The sequence below is a fragment of the Papillibacter cinnamivorans DSM 12816 genome (genome assembly GCF_900176335.1).
GTDB classification, from domain to species: Bacteria; Bacillota; Clostridia; order Oscillospirales; family Oscillospiraceae; genus Papillibacter; species Papillibacter cinnamivorans.
The window spans coordinates 404,117-423,795 of sequence record NZ_FWXW01000001.1 but is presented as its reverse complement, the minus strand read 5'-3'; the positions used below and the strand labels follow the sequence as shown (position 1 = coordinate 423,795).

Annotated in this window: 15 protein-coding genes; 12 read left to right on the top strand and 3 right to left on the bottom strand. The window is 45.0% G+C overall.

Translation table 11 applies throughout. The annotated features are described in order from the left end of the window. Positions 1 to 11 precede the first annotated feature (11 nt). From B9A13_RS02115 to B9A13_RS02070, 12 genes are all read left to right on the top strand, one after another. On the top strand, positions 12 to 5,591 hold the full coding sequence (locus tag B9A13_RS02115; protein ID WP_143806847.1) for a hypothetical protein: 5,580 nt from the start codon (positions 12 to 14) through the stop codon (positions 5,589 to 5,591). Between the two features lie 54 nt (positions 5,592 to 5,645). After that, positions 5,646 to 5,930, top strand: a complete 285-nt coding sequence (locus B9A13_RS02110; RefSeq protein ID WP_084233373.1) for a hypothetical protein — start codon at positions 5,646 to 5,648, stop codon at positions 5,928 to 5,930. 14 nt (positions 5,931 to 5,944) lie between these two features. Then, positions 5,945 to 7,165 (top strand): hypothetical protein, encoded by a 1,221-nt coding sequence (locus B9A13_RS02105; protein WP_084233372.1) that lies wholly within the window; start codon positions 5,945 to 5,947, stop codon positions 7,163 to 7,165. Positions 7,166 to 7,168: 3 nt separating this feature from the next. Beyond that, positions 7,169 to 7,564 carry a hypothetical protein gene (locus B9A13_RS13835; RefSeq protein WP_143806846.1) on the top strand — a complete coding sequence of 132 codons (396 nt, stop codon included), beginning with the start codon at positions 7,169 to 7,171 and terminating at the stop codon, positions 7,562 to 7,564. 16 nt (positions 7,565 to 7,580) lie between these two features. Then, positions 7,581 to 7,766, top strand: a complete 186-nt coding sequence (locus B9A13_RS02100) for a phage holin (RefSeq protein ID WP_084233371.1) — start codon at positions 7,581 to 7,583, stop codon at positions 7,764 to 7,766. Positions 7,767 to 7,770: 4 nt separating this feature from the next. Then, a complete protein-coding gene (locus B9A13_RS02095) occupies positions 7,771 to 8,823 on the top strand; it encodes a S8/S53 family peptidase (protein WP_143806845.1) in 1,053 nt (350 codons plus the stop codon). Between the two features lie 10 nt (positions 8,824 to 8,833). After that, on the top strand, positions 8,834 to 9,283 hold the full coding sequence (locus tag B9A13_RS02090) for a YcbK family protein (RefSeq protein WP_084233369.1): 450 nt from the start codon (positions 8,834 to 8,836) through the stop codon (positions 9,281 to 9,283). 605 nt (positions 9,284 to 9,888) lie between these two features. Then, on the top strand, positions 9,889 to 13,155 hold the full coding sequence (locus B9A13_RS02085) for a serine/threonine-protein kinase (RefSeq protein WP_159447995.1): 3,267 nt from the start codon (positions 9,889 to 9,891) through the stop codon (positions 13,153 to 13,155). After that, positions 13,128 to 14,453 (top strand): hypothetical protein, encoded by a 1,326-nt coding sequence (locus B9A13_RS02080; RefSeq protein ID WP_084233367.1) that lies wholly within the window; start codon positions 13,128 to 13,130, stop codon positions 14,451 to 14,453. The genes B9A13_RS02085 and B9A13_RS02080 overlap by 28 nt, the downstream gene beginning before the upstream one ends. A 560-nt stretch (positions 14,454 to 15,013) precedes the next feature. Next, positions 15,014 to 15,190: a hypothetical protein gene (locus tag B9A13_RS14050; RefSeq protein WP_159447994.1), complete on the top strand. Its 177-nt coding sequence runs from the start codon at positions 15,014 to 15,016 to the stop codon at positions 15,188 to 15,190. Between the two features lie 454 nt (positions 15,191 to 15,644). Beyond that, entirely contained in the window at positions 15,645 to 16,115 is a 471-nt protein-coding gene (locus tag B9A13_RS13830; protein WP_143806844.1) for a hypothetical protein, read from the top strand. 35 nt (positions 16,116 to 16,150) lie between these two features. Beyond that, positions 16,151 to 16,858: a MerR family transcriptional regulator gene (locus B9A13_RS02070; protein ID WP_084233365.1), complete on the top strand. Its 708-nt coding sequence runs from the start codon at positions 16,151 to 16,153 to the stop codon at positions 16,856 to 16,858. Between the two features lie 143 nt (positions 16,859 to 17,001). Here B9A13_RS02070 and B9A13_RS02065 read toward each other — a convergent pair whose 3' ends face one another. Genes B9A13_RS02065 through B9A13_RS02055 form a run of 3 tightly spaced genes read right to left on the bottom strand, consistent with a single transcriptional unit; the run spans position 17,002 to position 19,674 of the window. Next, positions 17,002 to 17,700, bottom strand: a complete 699-nt coding sequence (locus B9A13_RS02065) for an ABC transporter ATP-binding protein (RefSeq protein WP_084233547.1) — start codon at positions 17,698 to 17,700, stop codon at positions 17,002 to 17,004. 11 nt (positions 17,701 to 17,711) lie between these two features. Next, complete coding sequence (locus B9A13_RS02060) at positions 17,712 to 18,551, bottom strand: ABC transporter ATP-binding protein (protein ID WP_084233364.1); 840 nt, start codon at positions 18,549 to 18,551, stop codon at positions 17,712 to 17,714. Further along, on the bottom strand, positions 18,544 to 19,674 hold the full coding sequence (locus tag B9A13_RS02055; protein WP_084233363.1) for a branched-chain amino acid ABC transporter permease: 1,131 nt from the start codon (positions 19,672 to 19,674) through the stop codon (positions 18,544 to 18,546). The genes B9A13_RS02060 and B9A13_RS02055 overlap by 8 nt, the downstream gene beginning before the upstream one ends. Positions 19,675 to 19,679: the final 5 nt, after the last annotated feature.

Genomic DNA, 19,679 nt, shown 5'->3' with positions numbered 1-19,679 from the left:
AGCGTGAACGCATGGCAAAAAAGCCTTCTTTAAATGAAATACATACGCCCGTGAAACCCACTTTGGATGATATACATTCCGCGTCATCTCCAGTAATATCTTCCGCTCCGCAAGGGTATCAGCAGCTAAATATATCAAATTCAGTTGTTTCAACTGGAGATGAACACACAAAATATTCAAACGCACTTCACTCCTTCCGCACAAGCGAACAGTTTGACCGGGAAAACGCCCAACTGGATGCCCTGAAAAAGCAGTCTGCGGCAGCGGCACAATCTGAGGACTTCTATATCCAGGCCGGACGTCAGGATCTCGCTGATGCCGAAAAAGCAAAGTCCGTAAGTATAGGCAAGCAGATTGCAGATGTTGTTTACAAGCGCGACCAGACGGGAGCAGATGCATATTATCAGGAGCAGGACAGTACCAGAAAATCCATGGAGCAGGTACAGAACGACAATTCTTTTCTGAAATACGCCTCCAAGGGTAAGCAAAGCGAGGACAATAAAGTGGAGTATGCCGCTACCCATGGAGGAAGCGACGACCCCACCAAGTACGATCCGAACGTAATCGGAGCGGTTTCCGAAGATATTAAGTACCAGTACATGACCGACGCCGAACGCAACGTATATGCCTACTATATTGGGAAAGGCGAAACGGACAAGGCGAACCAGTACCTGGGAACCATCGATCGGGAGCTGAACGCGAGAAAAGCACAGTCTGTTTATGGGCGCGAGTTGGAAAAATCATCTAAAAACAAAGCGTATGCGGTTGTCAACAATCTGCTTAATTCCAAACTGTCCGTAGGCGGTACGCTGTACGCCGGAGCGCAGGCGCTTTCCAACGCCGTAACCGGTAAATATGTGCCGATTGATCCCAATTCCCCCGCGATGTTGCCAGCCATTAAAGAGCAGGCTACACGCGCCGGGATCACTAAAGACATGACGCCCACACAGGCGTTTCTGGCGAACGTCGGGATATCTATCGGTCAGTCTGCATCTTCGCTTCCGTTCGGCGTTGCTGGACTTGCTTCCATGGCGGGAGCGGCATCCGGCGCACAGGCGTTGCAGTCTGCACAGTCTGGCGGTTCTGCGGCACAGGTGTTTTCAGACTCCGCGGTCACCGGCGCTGTGGAATACCTTACCGAGAAACTTCCCTTTGAAAACCTGCTGAAACTTGCCAAGACTCCCACAAAGCTGATTTCAAAAGCCGGAGTGGTTCAGATCCTGAAACAGGCCGGGATTGAAGCGTCCGAAGAAGTTGTTTCTCAGTACACTGAAACGCTTGCAGACATGGCAATCATGGGCGACAAGTCGCAGTACGCGCAATATGTGCAGGACCTTGTCGATTCCGGCGTGAGCAAGTCCGAAGCATCCAAGCGGGCGAACACGGAGTTCTTTGCAACTCAGCCCGTATTGTCTGCTCTTGGCGGCGCGCTGTCTGGCGGAATTATGGGCGCTGGCGCTACCGCAATCGGAAACATCACACAAGGCCCCACAATCGCGCAGGATAGTCGAACGGATGTTCCTAACGCAGTACAGGCTGAACCCGCAAAAACAGCGCAGGAAACAATCAAAGAAGTCACGCCCACGGTTAAAACAAACAATGTCAGTGAACGTCAAAGCGATGTAGGCACAATAGGAGATACTCAGAAATGGATTCAATCTGTAATGTACGAAGGCAAAAGTCCTTATTCCGTATTAAAGGAAAACATAAAAACGGGTGATGGTAATTTTGCCGGATATTTATTCTCAACAAACAGACACTCTTTTGGCCCATATTATGAGTTAACCATAAGAACAAAGGATGGCCGTATAAAAGAAATAAGCGGTAACTCTAATGTGAAAACTCCCAAAGACGCCGTAATTGATTTTATAAGCAACGACCTAAGAAACTTTACATCCACCGGCACAAAATCTCAGCCTTCCAATATAGTTGATTCATTACAAGCAGGAGATACGCTTACGCTTCCAAGCGGTGTCAGCGGAACCGTCAGTAAAAAAACGAAAACATCCATTTATTTTGAATTTGACAATGGAGGCAAGGCAGAAGCAAAACTTGACGGAAGCGTCGGATCCGTGATCCTGAACCGGATCAATAACGGGGAAATTAAGATAAATAGCAATAAAAACGGATCTGCCAGCCCCGTTACCCCCGCAGAAAGCGAAGTTGGCGGTAATGCTAGAAGCAGTTCCGTTTCCGAAACTATACTATCACAGAACCCGCCAAATGTCGATGAAAATCAAACTGGCGTTCGTGAAAATACATATGGGGACGATTATGGCGGTACATCCGTTGGCGCAGCCGAAAGCAGATATGCAATTAGAGACAGAGCTATTGCAGAGATACAGCAAGCGGCAAAAGACGGAATTGTGGATAAATTTGATATTAACAACCTAATTTCCGCAGAGCGCGAGGTTGCAAAGTATGAAAAGGAACTTGCACTGTGGGAACAAAAAATAGATACCGCAGAAAAACTATCTCAACAAAAAGCAAAGTTCCAAGACAAATTAGCTGACCAGAAAGCGGAGTTTAAAGATGCTACGGAGCGTTCGAAGTACGTGGAAATGTATCGTCGGTTGCTTGACCAAGCGGATGCAGCCCACGAAAAAGCGATAGCAGTTGCCAAGGAAAATGCAAAAGGAAACGTACGGCTTGAAAGAGCAATAGACCATTATAAGGAAATTATAGAGCATCAACGCATACGTAGAAGCGAGAGTGCGCAGCGTTCGAAACTGTTGTCATTAGTACATGGTCTGAATAAAATGAAACTTTCACCAGATGTAAAATCGCAGGTGCGCTCTTTGATTGGTGACATTGATACCACAGCCAAGGGTATGACGGAAAAAACTGAACTGAATTTGCGAAACTTAAAGGCTGAATATGAATCCGCAAAACAGAATGACCCCGATTTTATTCCAAATAAGAAAACAGAAGAAATGATAGCGCGGCTTGATCGTAAAAAGATTGCTGACATGGATATTAATGATGTTCAGGAATTAACCGAAGTTTTGCGTGGCGTTAAATACGAAATCAAGACAGCAAAAAAAGAGGTGGGCGTAGAAAGGGCAAGAGAAATAAAAAAAGTTGCAGAGGGTAGTATATCTGAAATCGAAAGCGCAAAGGGAAGCAAATCGTCTGGACCATCCATGTTAATAAACGGATACAATTCACAATCTCTTTCTCCTGGCAGAATGTTTAAGCGACTTGCTGGATGGAAAGACGGCTCATTTTATAGTATCTATAAACAACTTGAAAACGGCCAGACAAAAATGCTTGATTTCCAGATGAAAGCAACAAAATCGTTTGATGATTTTACATCTCGCAATAAAAAGCTATTCGAATCTTGGACGGGCTCAAAAGCACAATTCATTGATACCGGAATAGTCGCTCCCAACGGAACGGCCGTTAAAATCACTCCAGCCATGAGAATATCGCTATATTTGCACTCGTTGAACGCTGACAATTTGAGGCATATCAACAGCGGAGGGATAACAATTCCGAACCCAAAACTGTATTTAGCGGGAAATCTGTCCGACGCTTACGCAAAAGGTACAATTATTAAGCTTTCTCCAAGCCAAATTAAAAGTATTACAAACTCTATGACTGAGCAGGAAGGGCAATTCGCGGATTTGGCATATAACTATTTCAATACAATTTCCAAAAACGCAATCAATGAAACGTCGTTGGAACTGCTTGGCTATGAACTGGCAACCGTAGACGATTACTTTCCCATCAACTCTAATAAGAACTTTACGCGAAGCGAATTTGAAAGCTTGATACATGACGGCACAATCGAGGGGATGGGGCTGCTAAAAAGCCGCGTTGCTTCCTCTAATCCGATTGTTCTGGAGGACGTTACCAGTGTACTTCTGCGTCAGATTGATAATGTGTCAAAATATAATGGACTTGCCGCCCCAGTTCGCAATTTCAATAAAGTATATAACGCAACTATGCCGGAGTACGCAAACAGCGTTAAAAATGCCCTTTCTCAAAAGTGGGGAAAAAGTGCATCAGAGTATATTGAAAAAATGATAGCGGACATTCAAAGACCAAACGGTAAAGTGGACGGGCTATCAAGAACTTTGATGAAGCTTCGCGGTAACTTTGCGCAAGCCACCTTAGCCCTCAATCCGAGCGTAACCATGAAGCAGGTTGCTTCCTTGCCCACAGCCGCCGCTAATCTAGGGTGGATTCCAGTTTCTAAAAGCATAGTCTCTGGAAAGGTCGATTACGATTTAATTGACCGATATACTCCGCTATTGTGGTACAGACGACAGGGAAATTCTACAACAGAACTTGGCGATGTATCTCAGAAGCAAGGCTTAACCAAAAAGCTTCCCGCGCTGATGAACTGGGTACAGTCGGCGGATGTATTTACTGTGGGCAGAATATGGAAAGCATCGGAGGCGTATGTTGACCAGAACACAGAATTAAAAGCGGGAACGGATGAATTCTACAAGTCTGTTGCGGAAGTTTTTAATCGTACCATATATGATACACAGCCCAATTATACCTTGCTGCAAAGACCGCAGGTATTAAGAAGCGACGATCAGTTGGTTCGAAGTTTAACCATGTTTATGACGCAAAGGCTCCAAAACTATAACATGCTAGTCGAATCAGTTGAAAGCATGCGTTCTGCTAAAACTGAGTATAAAAGCAACCCGACTGCGTCCAATAAACAAGCTGCAAAAACGGCAAGTCAGCAGTTTGTTAGAACTATATCCGCGTTGGCTGCTGGTGCTGCCATGATTTCAATTATAAATAATGCGTGGAGAAAGGTTCGCGGGAAAGAAGAGGAAAAGTTTGAGAAAGAAATGCTATCAACTATATCCGGAAGTTTCCTTGGCGGTGGAGAGCTGTATTCCTTATTAAACAGCGCAATCACTGGAGATAAGTGGTATGACGTTGAAGCACCCAATATATCTACAATTAATGATCTTGTGAATGGAATCCTCGCGCTATCTACGTCTTTAAACCGGGTTGTTGGTGGGGTTTCCGACATAACAGGTAATGGTGGAAGTGTACTTGATTACATAAAAGCAAACCCAACAATTCTAACAAGCCCGCTGCAAGAACTTTCGGTTACAATCGGGACGATGTTCGGAGTCCCGGTCGCAAATGTCGAACGGTATATTATTGATATTATTGGAAGTGTTTCTCCGGAGTTTAAAGCAAGTTATAGTAATATTTTTATTCTTGCTGGAAATTCAGCATTAGGGAAATCAACGGGTAAAGACATATTGTCCACATTTAACATTGTTTTGGACAATGCGGTTTCTCTTGATGATTCCGTGAAGCAGGAATTGTACAGGCTCTATCAACTTGGCGATAGCCACGATTATTCTGTTTTACCCAAACAACCGCCCATTTCATTTGAGCACGGTAGCGAAACCATTAAACTCTCGCCTTCTGAAACTATGAAGTTTAATGAAGTCTACGACGAGTATGTGACAAGAGTGTTAACCGCAAAACTAAAATCAAGCAGTTATAAGTCTGAATCCACGGAAGACAAGATCAAGGATATTAAAACCATCTACAGAGACGCTTACAATCAGGCAAAGGCAAAAATATTAGAAATGCGAGGCATTGACTGATTCAAGCATAATCTCGCAATATGCATCAATAAGCGCATGAAAGAAGGAAACAAGATGTGGGAAGTATTCATTAAGCCAGCCATTCCGATTGTTCTTTCGCTTGTGATAGGCGGACTTGCTACATATCTGATATCAACATGCGGACACGGGCGAAGGATCAAAAACCTGGAATCCGATATGAAAGGCGTCGCAGGAGAACAGCGAATGATCCTTAAAAGCGTTCGTGCGGCGCTGTACGGGTTACAGGAGCAGGGATGTAACGGGCCGGTTACGCAAGGCATAAACGAACTGGAACAATGGCTAAACGATACCGCCCACACTCTAAAAAGCGGAAATTGAAAGGATGAAATGACATGGGTACTTTTAACGCAAGAATCGGAAAGCGGGCCTCCGACAGCATTACCCGGCCTGCAAATACAACCGCTTATACTGCCGGGGATGTAATTGGAACTTTGTCCGCCTCCGCAACCGGAACGCTCACATTGACCGGAGTAGTCAAAGATGGTGAGGTCGTATCTATCGGAAAGGATAAATATGAGTTTGCGGCCGACACCGATCAGACTGTTGGACTCGGAAACATCGCGGTTGATATTACTTCATACGCAACAAAAGCAACGGGCGCTCTTACGGTTGACACGCAGCCTACGGCGGGCGACACATTCACTATTGGTTATAAAACATATACCTTCGTTGATGCTGATACGTTTGAAGAAACGGGTACGCAACCTGTCGACGGTGAAATTATTCTTGGAGACGACCTTTCTGGAACACAGGATAATATTGTCGATGCCATTAACGGTGATGATGGAGTCTCCGGTGCTCACTTGGACGTTACCGCTGGAAACTTTTCTTCGGATATCAGCACGATTACCGCGCTGGTTGGCGGTACAGCGGGAAACAGTATCGCAACTACATCCGATTTTACAGAAGAAACAAACGTATTTGACGCCGCCACCCTCGGCACCACAACCGCAGGAACCGATTGCACCGCTGCAAATGCCGTTACCGCGCTTGTTGCCGCTATCACGGCATCGGATACCGTTGGGGTAGGCGGTGCTGACGGAGCAGGCGACACCGTTGTTCTGACGGCCGATACAGCGGGAAGCGCCGCAAATTCCATCACTACAACCGAAACATGCGCCAACGGGTCATTTGGTGCGGCTACCCTTACGGGCGGAAAAGACGTTGAATATTTAACGTTTTCCGACGTGTCGAATCTTCCCGGTTCTCCCGTTGTTGTGATCGGCGCATCGCTTAGAATTGACACCGGCACTCTTCCTACCGGAATCGACGCTATCAAGCTGCACCTGTACAACACCGCTCCAACGGCGATTGCTGATAATTCCGCTTATAACCTTCCGTCCGGCGACAGAAGCAAATATCTTGGCTATCTGTCCATCGCAACACCTGTCGATCTTGGAGACACCGTATGGGGGCAGGCTGACACGCCTAATTTGTCTGGCGTCCTTGCATCCGACAGTACAACGCTTTACGGCATTCTCTCCACCGATGCAGGATGGACGCCTGAAAGCGGCACCGTGTTCACTGTTTCCATTGTCACGATTGGAGTGTGAGTCATGCGTCCATACATATTTCGCATGCTGACAGGCGCTATAGGCAGAAATGGAAATGGTGGGGGTGGCGCACCCGCTTCACCGTATCAGCAATGGGAAAATTATCCTGACAGTCCCGTATTAACGGAGGATTATCCGTATCAACTAATAGAAATTATTAGCGGAACTGCTTATCTTGTAATGGCTTCGTCTAATCCGTGGTATTTTAATGGGACATGGCTTATAAATACTGGTATTCATTATTTTACCTATAGCGGTGGAAGTTGGGGAACGATAAAAAGTTTTGCACAAACTGAATGGTCTGGCCCCGGTTCTGGTATAACTCTTCCGGAATGCAATTACAACATATATAATGAATCTTCGTTTACTACGGTTTACAAGGCAAAAACCACGGCATAATTGAAAGGAGCAAATCATGACACAGAATCGTTTTAAATCTTGGGCACTTTGGCTTGCAGTTGCATCCCTTGTGGTGTTCTGCGTAAAGGAGTTTTTGAAAGTAGATATTTCCGAAACTGTAAACGGGCTTTTAAATGTGCTGTTGCCCGTGCTGGTTGCGTTCGGCATCGTCAACAATCCGACAAGCGCGAACACGCTGTAAGCCCATGATAGTTGTACTTAACGAAAACAAAGCTGTATTTGATGCTACAGGCGTCAGTAGATGGCATGATGCCGGGTATGATGGTTCGCTCGGATTGTCTTTGACTTTTGAGCGGTTTCCAATTGAAGCAAACATGAAGGACAATGTATCCGCACTGTTCACCGACATAGCACCGCTCGTTGATGGCGACGGGCACGGATACTTTACCGCCATGGCGCATTTGCAGGTTGCTCCCGGCAGAAAAATTGTGCAGATGTATGAACCCGACGCGCCCGGAACTGTTGGGCTTGTGGATGGATTTCTGAAAGACACGGCGCTTCCATTGCTTTTGAAAATGAAACCTGACACGGGTTTTCGCTCTATGATTTGGCCTAAAGCCGGTTATGATTCAGTTTATGGACAGCTTATGCCATTCTGCACGCTGGTAAACAGTGCTGGAAACAGCGGCGACAGCAATTATTCCAAGCTGATGAAGGATGAAGCATGGCTCGGCTGCGGTGCTGTAGCATTGGTGAATGGCGAATGGCGAGTTGAAAATTACACCAGTTCAAGCGAGTATGTTGATTTCTGCGCACCGACAGGATTTTATCAGCCCACAACTACAGGTATTGCGGTAAACCAGTTTGGAACAAGTTTTTCAGGTCCTTTTCTGTCCGGTCAGATTGCATTGATAAACCATTTCTTTTTGAAGAACATTGGACGCTCATTGTCAATGTCTGAAATGACTGCATTCCTCAAAGCAAACAGTGTTGACATGGGTATCACCGGCAAAGACGTTTACACCGGAAACGGACTTGTAATTCTGCCTGATCCCACAAGCATCAATTTGAAAGACTATGAAACGGCAATTGTTGTGCCTGTTGCGGGTTCAACGGAAAGCGAGGAAGATATGGCAAGCACACCGAGTTCATGGGCCACGGAAGCTGCGACATGGGCCACTGACAACGGATTAATTGTAGGTGACGAAACCGGCGACTGCAAATGGCAGGATACATTGACCCGAGAACAACTAGCGGTTATTTTGAAGCGGTATTCGGACAAGTTTATAACGGACTAAGGAGGAAAGAATGGCAACTGTAAGAGCATATTATCTACCTACAGACGGCGAAAAGCAAATTGCGCCGCATTTTAAAATCAAGGAATTTGCCTGTAACGACGGTGAATTGGCTATTTTGATTGCTGACGAATTGCCTGTTTTGCTGGAAAAAATCCGGGTACATTTCGGCAAGCCTGTCAAGATCACCGGGCCGTACAGAAACCCCAGCTATAACAAATACGTCGCAAAAGGTGTTGACGGTTCTCAGCATAAACTCGGTACTGCGGCTGACATTCAGATTGAAGGTATATCGCCTCGCACCGTTGCAAAATACGCCGATACATTGATGCCGGCAACTGGCGGCATCGGGCTTTACGAATACACATCCGGCGGCTTTACGCATGTTGATGTGCGCGCCACTAAATCCAGATGGTTGCAGACAAGCAAAACAGGTAGTGCAGTAAGTGTAAGCGGATTTTAAGAGAAATTTCTAAAAAATGGTTGCATTATTTTTCCAATGGTGTATAATGAAAGTACAATAAAACACGAGGAACCAGCCCGAAAGCTGGCCCCAACGTGTGGTGGTTTACCTAGAACGCTTGTTGCCGCAAGCGTTCTTCGCTTCTATGTAGATAGCGAAGATTAACCACACCACGGTCAGAATGTTTTCCACATCCTGCATAGTAATGTGTACCATTGGCGTCCTCCGATCTTTAGTAGTGGGCGTTGGCCCCGTGCAAATCAGGGTTGCAGCCGTTCCCATAAATCGGATTACGTTCTATAAACCACCAATTCCACAATACACCATTTTTAGAAATTTGCAATAGATAATGATAGAGAAAGCCCCCTCGTTTGAGGGGGCTTTCTCTATCTAGATTAAACATTACTTTAGGGATTAACTCCCTGCAAACCAGCATTTTGTAATAATAAAAAAGATAGCAATAGATTTTAACTATTGCTATCTTTTTTTGTAGAATGAATTAGTGTAAAATGTAATCATAATATCCAATACGACCCAGTTTGATGAAAACGATGTAATATCAACAAATCTTTTAAATAAAAAATATTTGAAGGGAATACATGCTTATGAGTCGCAAAATAGTAAAAACACTAAGCAAACCTTCACAGTTTGATACAATGGTACAGTTGGTAGTCACCTCTAGCGGGCAACAATATGTTATTAAACGTATAAAGCACCTTGAGACACCTATATATCAGACTATTTTTCAAAAAGAAACACAGGCACTTTTACGACTTAAAGCATGTAAAAACATTGTACGTATATATAATTCGGAGATTAGGGAGTATGATGCCGGGCACATCGAAGGTATCATATCCATGGAATATATTCCAGGAAAGCCACTTTCACATATTATTGAGTCTATTCCCAACATATCAATAAGATATCAATTGGTTAGGCAACTAACAAATGCAATACGCTATGCTCATTTTAACTCTGTTATTCACCGTGACATAAATCCAAGCAATATTCTCGTTACAGACGATTATGAGCTTAAACTGATTGATTTTGGAATTGCAAAGATACGAGGTATGCTGCAGGTCGGGACAACCTACCAATTTGCTACGCAAAATTATTCAGCACCAGAGGTAACAATCCATAGTGAAAACGCATCGGAAAGAAGTGATATATATTCTTTAGGTGCGGTAATTTATAATCTTTTTACTGGAAACGCGCCTCCATCTGCTAATGAAATTATAGGCGTAATTGGTGGTGCGGGAGGAATTGATGTAACACTTAAAGACATCCTCTGTAAGATGTGTGCTCCGGAACCTGCTAATCGATATGAGAATATTGATGATTGTGATATAGCACTAACTGAACTCTATCAGCGATACTGCGGCTGTAATGAACACTACTATTTTGCGGTTCCAACTGAACGGCTTGAGCAGCTTAAGGCTCAAAATCTAGTAAGTAGAAATATTACATATGCTTCTATCCTTAACAATTTTCTTCCCTCACAATTTATGGGTGGGTTTGTGAATACCCCATCTATAGAAGCGCCCGTATATCGTTTTGATGGCGTCAGCATTTCAATGGAGTGTGTACAAAATAGTGGTATATTCCATGTAACATCCTTCAGAAGACTTGATGCATATAAGCGAGAACAGCGCAGAAAATTTTCATTGGAGCTTCCTGGTCAGTTTGACTTTTTCTATTCACATGTAATATCAAGCACTAGTATTAAAAACAACTTTAATGAAATACTCTGTAATCGAATCAATGATTTTCAGCATGATATAAGCTCACAAAAAAATATTGATCGTGAATACGATAATCAATATGGCATATGGCGTCAGTTTATCCAGGCAATGATTCAAAATGCTTCCCAAAATGCAGCTCGTATTTTATATTCCAATGTCAACATTGAGAATGGTACAGTACTTTTTAAACTTGCTGGGGACGACATACCTGATGACAACTTTAGTCAAGAGACAACTTTCGTCATTGAACGCACAGCAGAACGTAATAAGAAAACAAAGCTTATTGAAATAGGTTCCTTCCTTGAATATCGAGACGATGGAACGACTCTAGCTGTAAAATCATCACCAAGGAGGCCACAACTTCCCCCAAAAGGTTCAATATGTGTTGATTATCGAAAGGAGATCCAGCAATATCAACGCCAGGAAGCTGCGCTTGAAGAATTTAGAAGATCTGAAACAAATAATACCGGGAATCTTAAAGGAATATTAGTCGGAGCAGAATCACCAGGGTGTTTTCAGTTGCTGCAATCTCCACATTATTTTAACCAGCAACTTGATATTACACAAAAACGTGCAGTTCGTAAAATACTAGAAGCTAATGATATAGCCCTAATTCAAGGTCCACCAGGAACAGGGAAAACAAATGTTTTGATTGAAGTTATTCGCCAGATCTTAGCAGAGAATGAAAAAAATCCTGCAAAGAACCAAAAAATACTGATTGTATCACAATCGCATGCTGCAGTTGACAAAATCCTAAAGGATTTAAGTCCATTTATAATAGAAAGTGCAACCACTATCCGCATTGGAAGTGAGGATAATATTGAGGAAGATGTAAATACATTTTATGGCTTAAATCACTGCCAAGAATTATGGGCTAAACAGAGTGTGAAATTATGTTCACAGAAATTACATGAACTATTAGTCACACACAATATTCCTTTTGAAACTTTTCTAAAATATGCTCAAGCAAAAGAAAGCTTGAGGGTATCCAATCTACCGCAAAATGAAGTTGAATGTTTAGAGACCATCGTATCCGACTTTGAATTGACATACAAAAAAGCATACAATACTACTTACATACAGCAATGCCTTATCATGGATCAATGGTGCCGCCATTTATTGGAAAGCGATGAATTAGGAGAATATTATATCAAGAATGCCACAATCGTAGCCGGAACATGTTCGGGATTTATTTCCGACCCTTATGTTCGTAATATGGTATTCGACTATGTGATAATCGATGAAGCTGCAAAAGCTACTTTTCCAGAAATAATGGTATCATTAGTTAAAGCATACAGAGTTATTTTAGTGGGAGATCATTTACAACTACCTCCCATCTTCGATCGAGAGGCTTTGAAGCGAAATGCCCACGAAATAAAGATTAGTCAGTTGCGTAATACAGGGTTTGGTAAGCTATTTGAGTTGTTACCAGATAATTGTAAAGAAACCCTTTCAACGCAATATCGAATGCACCCATGTATCGGAGAACTAATAAGTCTAGTATTTTACGACGGGAAGGTACAGAACGGTGTATCCGCGGCAGATAGGAAAATTGAATTACCAATGTTGCAGAATTATGCTATTACATGGATCTCAACTTCTCTGGCTGGAAACAATCGTTTCGAGCAGCTTCAAATCGGTCACAATATGAGGAGTTATGTGAATCCCATGGAAGTAACGGTTATACAACAGTGTTTATCAAGAATAGACCAGGAGATAGGCATAATTAATGTCACATACTCTATTGGTGTTATTACCCCCTATAGAGCCCAATTGGAGTTAATACAAAATAGGCTTAAACACACTGAATTTAGAAATATCAAAGTAGACATTAATACTGTCGATGCGTTCCAAGGCAGCCAACGGGATATCATTATTTATTCAACCGTAAGAAGTAGTAGTAGCAAGTCTATTGGATTTCTTCGTGAACAGGCCCGATTAAACGTGTCTTTTTCGCGCGCACAACGTACTCTCATTATAATTGGTGATTCGAACTTTCTTAATAATCCACATATTCCGGAAAATCTATTTCCATCTGTACAAAAGTATATCCAGACCCATCCTGAGCAATGCAGATTCATTAGTTCGGAGGATTTTTCATCATGTTATTTGGATGGCAAAAGGAATTAAAAAAATATATTTCCGAATCCATTCCCGGGTATGATTTTATATGCCGCATTCCGGTTTTCATTCCCATTCAAGAAATTGGATTAAATGTATGGGAACGCAGAACGCAAAATCTTCCGTTTATTTATGAGTGCATCATGACTTCGATCAGTCTTGGATCGAAAAATAATTCGGAAATTGCAGCTCAATTTGGGGTCCCGGAAAGCGTTATGCTTCAAATCATTGCACAGTTAGATGCCGATCAACTTGTTGCAGTATCTGCAGGTAATATTGTATTAACTGAAAAGGGAGGCCAATCGCTTAAAACTCAAAAAAATGTGCAGATATTAAGGAAACAATTTAGCAGGATTTTTATTAACCAAATTACAGGTGAAGTTACTGACACTAGTCCTGTCGGAACTTATCGAGAGCCTCCATATAATCAGGTTTACCTGCAGGAAATTTATCCAATCTCATTAGAATTTTTACATAATCGCTTTGATACATTATCTACAATATACCGAGAAAGCCGTATCGAAAATACTGTGTTTTTCAGTAATTTTGCACCCGAGGTTGAATTATACAGAATACTTGATATCTCATATCATACCCTGTCATATATTAAAGATTATTGTTTTGTTTATATAAACCGAGAAGATAAATCATTATCGTTTAAGTTTAGCTCTGGATTCCAAGTATATGCAGATGCTTTTCAAGAGCAAATTAATCAACGTATGAATGGTGCATGGAGATTACTTTCACAGCCGCAGAAACCTATTTGCTTATCAAGCACCTTAGAAGTTGATGAATCACCAGAACAGCTTATTAATATATTGAATGTTTCAGAGAAACTAGATCAACACCTGGATATCTTCGAAAACGCATATTATCAAGACAGACCTTTGCTTGATGGAGAAATCTACGATATTTTGTATAATTGTAATATATTCAAACCAGAAAGAATCTTGATTGAAGTACCATATTTGGGAGACTTTTTTTCAGATTCGATCATTACATCCATTCTAACGCAAACAACAAAAGAAGTAATTATACATTATGATTTAAACGATCATTCGGCAAAAAGCATAATAGAAAAACTGCATGAAAAGACCGATAATCGTCAAAATTTTAAATTAACAATAGTTGCAAAAAAGAGAAACCAAATGGTCAAGTTATACTTTGGGAATGAATGTACAATCACTGGTTGTTATTATCCGAAAGATACTGTGTATCGACGTCATATATATAAATTATGTGCCCACGTATCTTTCGATTATCAAAGCAATCAGCACCTGTGGGACGAAATTAATATTGATGCCTAAACAGATAAATAAGTATTGGAATAATAGACGAAGTTTTCCCACTAAATTCCCACTACTAAGCCAATTTCCCACTATAAAATACCGCGCGAGATGAAATGAAAAACGAACAAAACGTTGTAATATAAAGGATTTTTTGATGGGAAGATACGAGACAAAATGAACATTTTTACTCTACGAACCAAAAGGTCGGGGGTTCGAATCATTTAAAACGCTACAAAACAAAACAAGAAGCAAACGACGCATTAGTACACGGAATAAAAATTACTCTTAGTTTTAGTTTCGTATCCGCAATTTTTGCTATTATCGGCTTACTCCCTTGTTTTACATAAAATCGTTATATAGATGACAAAGAGCAACAAATAAGTGGGGATACAAAAATACGGTTCCTTTATATCCCGAAGCCCCCAAGTTTGTTACCATCGCGTACTTGCATATATTTTAAAGACTTAACTGCATCAACCGGGGGATTACTTTACATGACTGACGGTGCGCATGATTTATGTCAAAAGAACTGCCTCACTGACACATGGGAACGTTAACTCGAACTAAGGAGAAAATATATGAGTGTTATAACAGAATCACAAGAAAATAGCCCCATTGTAATAATAACGAATTTTGTAGCATGTGAACATGGTACAAAATTTGACTGGAAATATGCAAGAGAATTTAAAATCGGTGAGGTTGTATATTACATTGACTATTTCAAAGATCATAATGTAATGCAAGAACATCTTTAGTGGCTTGTAGAATTTCGAACAGCAGAAGGGAAAACATATTCTGCGTCACAACTATATTTTGTCTGTGAATATGAGTGGGAAAACATAGTAGAACATGTAAAACAAGAGTAAGGGACAGAACAGGGAAAACAAGGGAAGGTTTTTATGTGTTCGGTCGCCCTGACATAAATTACCTTCTGACGTTGGGATTACAGCACCGGGAGCTTTCTGTATTAAAATAAACTTCATAAAAACAACAAAATACGGGAGAAAGATCGAAGCTTCTCTTCCGCTTATTTTATGTGCGGCGGACTGCAGGTTCCGGCGGCGGTTCGGGTAAAAAGACGGCACCTGTCTATCCTTATGGGCTTCGGGCGGCTCACGGGGATACCAGACGGCGGCCAGCGCGCTTTTCCCAATAAGAGTGGAATTTATCCCGGCTGCCGGATGAACCGCCGCGGGGCTCACGCGACGATTGGGACAGGGTTTTCATAGACATTCTCGTTATTGCCTGCCAAAAGGTAAACAGAACGCGATCGAATCCGATGCCGCCGGCGGAGACGAATGCGGCAGAGGAGAATCTGAGCTGGACATAACAGCGGCAGGCAAGGCCGGCGAGGAGGGCGCAGGAACGGAGCCGGGCCGTTTTTTCGGGGCCGGAGCCATATGGACCGCCGTCTACCCGGCTGAAACCGCACACGCCGCGAATCTTCTTTTTGCGGAAGGTGACAAAAATGATTACGCTGTCCATGCCGGCAGCAAGCAGGACCCGATCATTTCCCAGGTATGCCGCCATGTTTCCGATCCACGGCATAACGACATGTCCGATCTGTTCCATAAGCATGAACATTACATCGCCCCTTGCATAAAGTATATAGTGTTACTCTGCACTATTGATATTAACACCGCTCCTTTTCTTTGTCAATGGGAATTGACAAGTAAATAGTATTAATCTATAGTAATATTCAGGGGGCGGTTTATATGAGAAATAAACAAAATGTACCCATGCGCAAGCTGGAGGAGCTGACCGGATTTTCCCGGACAATGATCAATTTCTATATCAAAGAGGGACTGCTTCCGCCTCCGGAAAAATCCGCGAAAAATATGGCCTATTACGGCGAGAACTTTATTGAAAAGCTTCGGCTGATTCAAAAGCTGAAAGAAGCGGGGCTGCCGCTTTCTCAAATCAAGCTGGTGCTCAGCGGAGACGATAACCTCATAGACATCGCTCCCCTGCTGGATTCGATGCAGTCGATCAACCAGCTGCTTCCGCTGGGTTCCATCGACCAGCCCGTCAGCATGGAGCAGATGAGAGCATCCGGGATTGAGGACGGGATCATCGACGGACTGATCAAATTATCGGTCATTGAGCCGATTGAGCCGGAAGGCGACCTGTTTCCCTCCGACAGCATAACGATCTGCAAGCTTGCAAAGTATTTTTTCGATTTGGGGATTCCTTTGACCGCGGCTAAGGATTTCATGCATGAACTGCGCAGGCTGGTCCGAGCGGAAACGCACGCTTACAACAGATATATCCGGCACAGGACCCAAGCGCACACTCCGGAGGAACAGGAAGCTTTGATACTGGGGTGCATTGAAAATATCAACACGCTGCTTCCGCTGCTGCATCTGCAGCTCATAAAATCCGAGAGGCATACGAAAAGCCCGGAGACTGCCAACCGGGACTGACCGGTTTTTCGCGTGACTCAAGCGCTGAAAATACAAAAAAGGGCCCGTTTTGAGCGGGCCCTTCTTTGTATTTTCAGCCGCCTTCGGCAGCAACACGCAATATGTATCGCTTCTGGTCAAAAGACTATGGCGGCCAACGCTGTTTATGTACCCAGATAGGCGGCCTTGACGGCCTCGTTGGCGAGGAGCTCCTTGCCAGGGCCGGAGAGGGTGATGCGGCCGGTTTCCAGGACATAGCCCATGTGGGCGGTGGAAAGGGCCATGTTGGCGTTCTGCTCGATGAGGAGAATGGTGACGCCGCGCTTATTGATCTCTTTGATGATGCTGAAGATGTCCCGGACGATAAGGGGGGCGAGGCCGAGAGACGGCTCGTCCATCATCATAAGCTTCGGGCGGCTCATGAGGGCCCTGCCCACGGCCAGCATCTGCTGCTCGCCTCCGGAAAGGGTGCCCCCGGCCTGCCAGGAGCGTTCTTTGAGCCGCGGGAACAGTTCGTATACCCAATCCAGGTCCGCGGAAATGTCGTCGTTGCGCAGATAGGCGCCGATGCGGAGGTTTTCATTCACCGTGAGGTCCGGGAAAATGCGCCGGCCCTCGGGGACAAGAGTGACGCCTTTTTTAACAATGCTCGCCGCATCTTTGCCGATGATGTTTTCCCCCTGAAACTCGATGGCGCCGCCTTTGGGCCGAACCAGACCCGCTATGGTGCGCAGCGTCGAGCTTTTTCCGGCGCCGTTGGCTCCGATGAGGGTGACGATATCGCCCTTCGGAACATCAAAGGAGATGCCCTTTACGGCCTCGATGCCGCCGTAATTGACCTTCAGGTCCTTGATGCTGAGTATGATTTCGCTCATCAGCCCACCCCCAAGTACGCGTTGATCACGCGGGGATCCGCCTGAACAACGTCGGGCGTTCCCTCACAGATGAGCTTCCCGAAATCGATGACATAGATACGGTCGGAAAACTGCATCACCAGGTCCATATGGTGCTCGATCATGAAAACGGTGAGGTTGTACTTATCCTTGATCTGTACAATGAACTGCCCCAGATCCTGAGTCTCCTGGGGATTCATGCCGGCGGCGGGTTCGTCCAGTAGAAGCAGAGCCGGATCGGTGGCAAGGGCGCGGGCGATCTCCAGCCTGCGCTGAAGTCCGTAAGGCAGGCTCACCGCCAGGTCCCCGGCATACTGCAGGAGGTTCTGCTCGGCAAGCAGGGCCTCGGTTTCCTCCCGCATGCGTTTTTCCTCCGCATAGCTTATACGCAGGGTGGCGGAGAAAACGTTGTGCCTGGCCCGCATATGCTTCGCGGTGAGAACATTGTCGAAGACCGTCATGCTTTTCCACAGACGGATATTCTGGAAGGTACGGGCGATGCCAAGCTTCGTAATCTCGTCCGGCGTGGGGCTGATGGTCTTGGAACCCACGTATTTTTTCGCGTTTTCGCCGTTATAGAGCTTTTTCATCTTGCCCCGGGGGTGATTTGCCACAATCTGCTCTTCGTTGAAGCGGATGATGCCGTTCGTCGGCTCGTAAACGCCGGTGACGCAGTTGAAGGCCGTGGTCTTTCCCGCGCCGTTGGGGCCTATGAGGGCGACGATTTCCCCGCGGTTGACTTCCAGAGAGAGGTTATTGACGGCTACGACCCCGCCGAACTGCATGGTCACGTCCTCAAGACGCAGCACATTTTCAGGCATTGGGGCCGCCTCCCTTCGCCGCGGCCTCGCCGCTTCGCTTTCGCCGCAGTTTCTTCGCCAGCCAGCGGAAAGACAGCTCTTTGTCCCCCATGAGGCCTCTGGAGAAGAAGAGGACGATGACCATGATAATGATGGAGAAGATAAATCTGCGGAAACCGGAGCGGAAGATGCCGGGGGCGTCTATTCCCAGGAATTTTCCCATGTCCAGGCCGCGCAGCCACCACTCCGAAAGGGCGATGTAAAGAAAGCTCGCGATGCAGGAGCCGGAGATGGAACCGATGCCTCCTATCACAACGATGAGGAGGATCTCGTAGGTCATGGCGCTTTTAAACTGCGAGGCCACCACGGTGTACTGGAACATGGCAAGGAGCGCGCCGGATATGCCCGCAAAGAAGGAGCTGATGACAAAGCTCATCTGTTTGTGCCGGAAAAGGTTGATGCCCATGGCCTCCGCCGCGATCTCGTCGTCCCGGATGGCCTTGAAGGCGCGCCCGTAGGAGGAGTTAATGAGCAAAACGATAAAGGCGATACAGAGCCCCGCCACGATGAAGACAAATAGGGTGGGCGGAATGCGGACATTTATGATGGGAATGACAACGCTGGTTAAATCCTTATATTCCCGCATGACGTTGGCACCGTTGGTCACCGGCCCCAGGGTGTTCCACTGGAAGATGGCCCGGATGATTTCGGCAAAGCCCAAAGTCGCGATCGCCAGATAGTCGGATTTCAGGCGCAGGACCGGAAGACCGATGAGAGCCGCGAAGACGGCGGCGGCGATACCGGCGCAGATGAGGCCCACCAGGATACCGGTGTCGAAATGAATGATGCAGTCGTAATATTTATAGACCTGGTCGGAGAGCTTGACGGCCACCGGCATGGTCAATATGGCGTAGGTATACGCGCCGATGAGCATGAAGCCCGCCTGGCCCAGGGAAAACAGGCCCGTAAAGCCGTTGAGCAGGTTCATGGATACGGCGACCAGAGAATAGATGGCTCCCTTTTTCAGGACGGTGAAGAGGATATTGCCGGGGCTCATGGTCTGCTCCAGGATAATAACCACTATGTATACCAGGGCGATGGCGACCAGGGCTATCCAGAGTTCGGTTTTATTTTTCTTTCCCATACCCT